Source organism: Micromonospora sp. NPDC002411 (assembly GCF_053592955.1).
Genome location: NZ_JBSFBM010000532.1, coordinates 1 through 3,005, shown reverse-complemented (window position 1 = coordinate 3,005; position 3,005 = coordinate 1). Strand labels below are relative to the sequence as shown.

Sequence of the window (3,005 nt, the reverse complement as noted above, 5' to 3'; positions counted from 1 at the left end):
CGAAGAATCGGGTGCACAACTTCTGCCGCCGGGCGTCGACGACCATCCAGCGTGTACGCCGTGTACCAGGCCGGGTCTTCGAGGACGTTGCGGCGGATCACCGCCGGGGTGTGCGTGCCGTGGTAGCCCAGGCCGATCATGGAGACGGCCACGGTGTTGCGGGCCGCCAGGGCCCGCAGCTCGGCGATCGTCTCGGCCTCGGTGGCCGGGTCCGGCAGGTCGAGGGTGCCGTGCCAGCGGATCACCTCGGGGATCGCGGCGTCCATCAGCTCGTCGATCGAGTCGTGCCCGACGACCTCCAACATCCGACGCTCGTCGTCGGGGCCGGGACCGATGTGACGGGTGGCGAACTGCTCTACGGTCATGGGTGGCGCTCCCGGGGCGAGGTCGACGTGTCGGCCTCCCCCTCTGTCACACCCAGGTACGGCGCTCCACAGTGCCTGCCCACGAGGTCCTTTTGCCTGAGAGGTTCCGGGGAGGATTTGCCCCTTCGGCGCCGCCCTGCGTGCTGTCGGGCGGTCTCTCCCACGTGGGTGTTACCGGCACCGACAACGCTACCAGCGTTGGTGTTACCGCCAGATGTCCTACCCCCGGCCCGCCGCCGGTCACCTGGCCGCCGGTCACACGCCGACAGTGGCCGCGCTGGCGCTCACCCGCGCGGTCAACTCCGGCAACACCGCACCCAACGGCGCGTCGACGCACACGCTGGCGTGCCCGTCACCACGGGTCGGCCCCTGGTTCACGATCGCCACCGGGATGCCCTGTTTCGCCGCCCGAATCACGAAACGTCGCCCGGACATCACCGTCAACGACGACCCCAGCACCAGCAACGACCGGGCCCGCTCCACCGCCTCGAAGCACCGCGCCACCCGCTGCGCCGGCACCGTCTCGCCGAAGAACACCACGTCCGGCTTCAACATGCCGGTGCCGCAGATCCCGCAGTCCACCGTCCGGAACGCCTCCACCTGCTCGTCGGGGAGATCCACATCACCGTCCGGGTTCACCGCGGCGACCCGGGCCACGAAGTCCGGGTTCGCCTCCCGCAACCGCCGGTCCAACTCCTCCCGGGAGGTCAGGTTGCCGCAGTCCAGGCAGGTCACCTCGTCGAGGCGACCGTGCAACTCGATCACCGACGTGCTGCCGGCAGCACCGTGCAGACCGTCGACGTTCTGGGTGATCACCGCGTCGACCAGACCGGCCCGCTGCAACCCCGCCACCGCCCGGTGCCCGACGTTCGGCGCCGCACCGGCGATCAACCGCCACCCCAGGTGGCTGCGCGCCCAGTAACGCCGCCGGGCCACCGGATCCCGGGTGAACGCCTGGTACGTCATCGGCGTGTGCCGCCGCGCCACCCCACTCGGGCCCCGGTAGTCCGGGATGCCCGACTCGGTGGACAGGCCGGCGCCGCTGAGCACCACCACCCCACCCCCGGCCACCAGCGAGGTCAACGCGTCGAGGCTCTCCATCACCCCTCCATGCTGCCTCAACCCGCCACCCGCCGCCGAACCCCGCACCGGCCGGGCCCGGCGGCGGACGGAGGGCGACGTCTACACCGCGACGACGTCGGCGACGACACAGGCGATGTTGTCCGGCGCCCCCTGCGCCAGCGCCAACTCGACCAACGCCCGTACCGTCTCCGCCGGAGGAGTCGGCGCGGCCACCGTCGACCACACCGCGGCCCGGTCGACGACCGCGGACAACCCGTCCGAGCACAGCAGGTACCGGTCACCCGGCCGGGCGGTCCGCAGCGCCAGGTCCACCTCGACCTGCGTCCCGGCACCGAGGGCGCGTACCAACAACGCGCGCTGCGGATGCGCGGCGGCCTCGTCACGGTCGAGCCTGCCCTGATCCACCTGCGCCTGCACCCAGGTGTGATCCTGCGTGAGCAGCGACAACTCACCATCGCGCAGCAGGTAGGCCCGGGTGTCACCGACGTGCGCGAGGGCCAGTTGGGAACCGCTGCGCAGCACCGCGGTCACCGTGGTGCCCGGCTGGTGGTCGTCGGTCGCCAACCCCCGCACACTCCGGTCGGCGTCCGCGACCGCAGCGGCGAGCATCGTCAACAGGTCGACGGGCGGCGCGTCCACCAGCGCCAACGGGGTGAGAGCGTCGATCACGGCGGCGCTGGCGGCAGCACCGCCGGGCCCCCGCATGCCGTCGGCGACCACCAGCAACCGGTCGCTGGCGTACGCGGCGTCCTCGTTGCTGTCTCGCACCAACCCCGTCTCACAACGGGCGGCGTAGCGGACAGCGATGGTCGTACCCGGGTCGGACATGGTGGCGCCCCCTTCAGACAGGTGGTCCACGAGGATGGTCGCGAGCCGCGCGCGGGCCGCCGTGTCGGCGGTGACCCGCCGCCAGTACGCGGTGACCGCCTCGGCCGCCGCCGCCGGATCCAACCCACACACGACGCGGATCGTCGCCAACGGCATACCGATGCCCCGCAGCTGGGCGACCAACCGGGCCGACGGCACCTGCGCCGGGTCGTAGAGCCGATACCCGGACTCCGCGTCGACGGCGGCCGGCGGCACAAGCCCCACCTGGTCGTACAGGCGCAGCGCCTTCGGCGTCAGCCCCGCCGCCTGCGCGAACACCCCGATGGTCATGAGCCCCACGTCGACACCCTCCTCGTGCCGGCCACGGCGACCGGCACACCCCAGGGTGGGCCTTCCCCACAGGTCAAGGTCAAGCCCACCCGGTGGGCTCGTCCGCTGCGAGGGCTCCCACACCGCCGGTAGGTTGGGCGCATGCGCGTCGTCATCGCCGGAGGCCACGGCAAGATCGCCCTACTGCTGCACCACCGCCTCACCGAACGCGGCGACACACCGGTCGGTCTGATCCGCAACCCCGCGCAGGCCCAGACGGTACGCGCCGCCGGCGCCACACCCGTCGTCTGCGACCTGGAACACACCACTGTCGCCGAACTCGCCACGCACCTCACCGACGCCGACGCGGTGATCTTCGCGGCGGGCGCCGGCCCCGGCAGCGGCGCCGCCCGCAAGGAC

3 protein-coding genes, 1 pseudogene and 1 riboswitch are annotated in these 3,005 nt (G+C 72.4%); of the genes and pseudogenes, 1 reads left to right on the top strand and 3 read right to left on the bottom strand.

Annotation, left to right across the window (positions count from 1 at the left end; translation table 11 throughout):
• From ACWCO3_RS33400 to ACWCO3_RS33390, 3 genes and pseudogenes are all read right to left on the bottom strand, one after another.
• A pseudogene (locus ACWCO3_RS33400) lies at window positions 1–365 on the bottom strand (hypothetical protein); the annotation flags it as partial.
• 74 nt (window positions 366–439) lie between these two features.
• Window positions 440–538: riboswitch (glycine riboswitch) on the bottom strand.
• An 82-nt stretch (window positions 539–620) separates the two neighbouring features.
• Window positions 621–1,466 (bottom strand): NAD-dependent protein deacetylase, encoded by an 846-nt coding sequence (locus ACWCO3_RS33395; protein WP_145781741.1) that lies wholly within the window; start codon window positions 1,464–1,466, stop codon window positions 621–623.
• 81 nt (window positions 1,467–1,547) lie between these two features.
• On the bottom strand, window positions 1,548–2,615 hold the full coding sequence (locus ACWCO3_RS33390; protein ID WP_450013930.1) for a MerR family transcriptional regulator: 1,068 nt from the start codon (window positions 2,613–2,615) through the stop codon (window positions 1,548–1,550).
• A gap of 132 nt (window positions 2,616–2,747) precedes the next feature.
• Here ACWCO3_RS33390 and ACWCO3_RS33385 point away from each other — a divergent pair.
• A partial coding sequence (locus ACWCO3_RS33385) for an NAD(P)H-binding protein (protein WP_450013928.1) occupies window positions 2,748–3,005 on the top strand: 258 nt, incomplete at its 3' end.

Coding starts and splice junctions, on each gene's coding strand:
- ACWCO3_RS33395 (WP_145781741.1), bottom strand. CDS start 1,466: ATGGAGAGCCTCGACGCGTTGACCTCGCTGGTGGCCGGGGGTGGGGTG.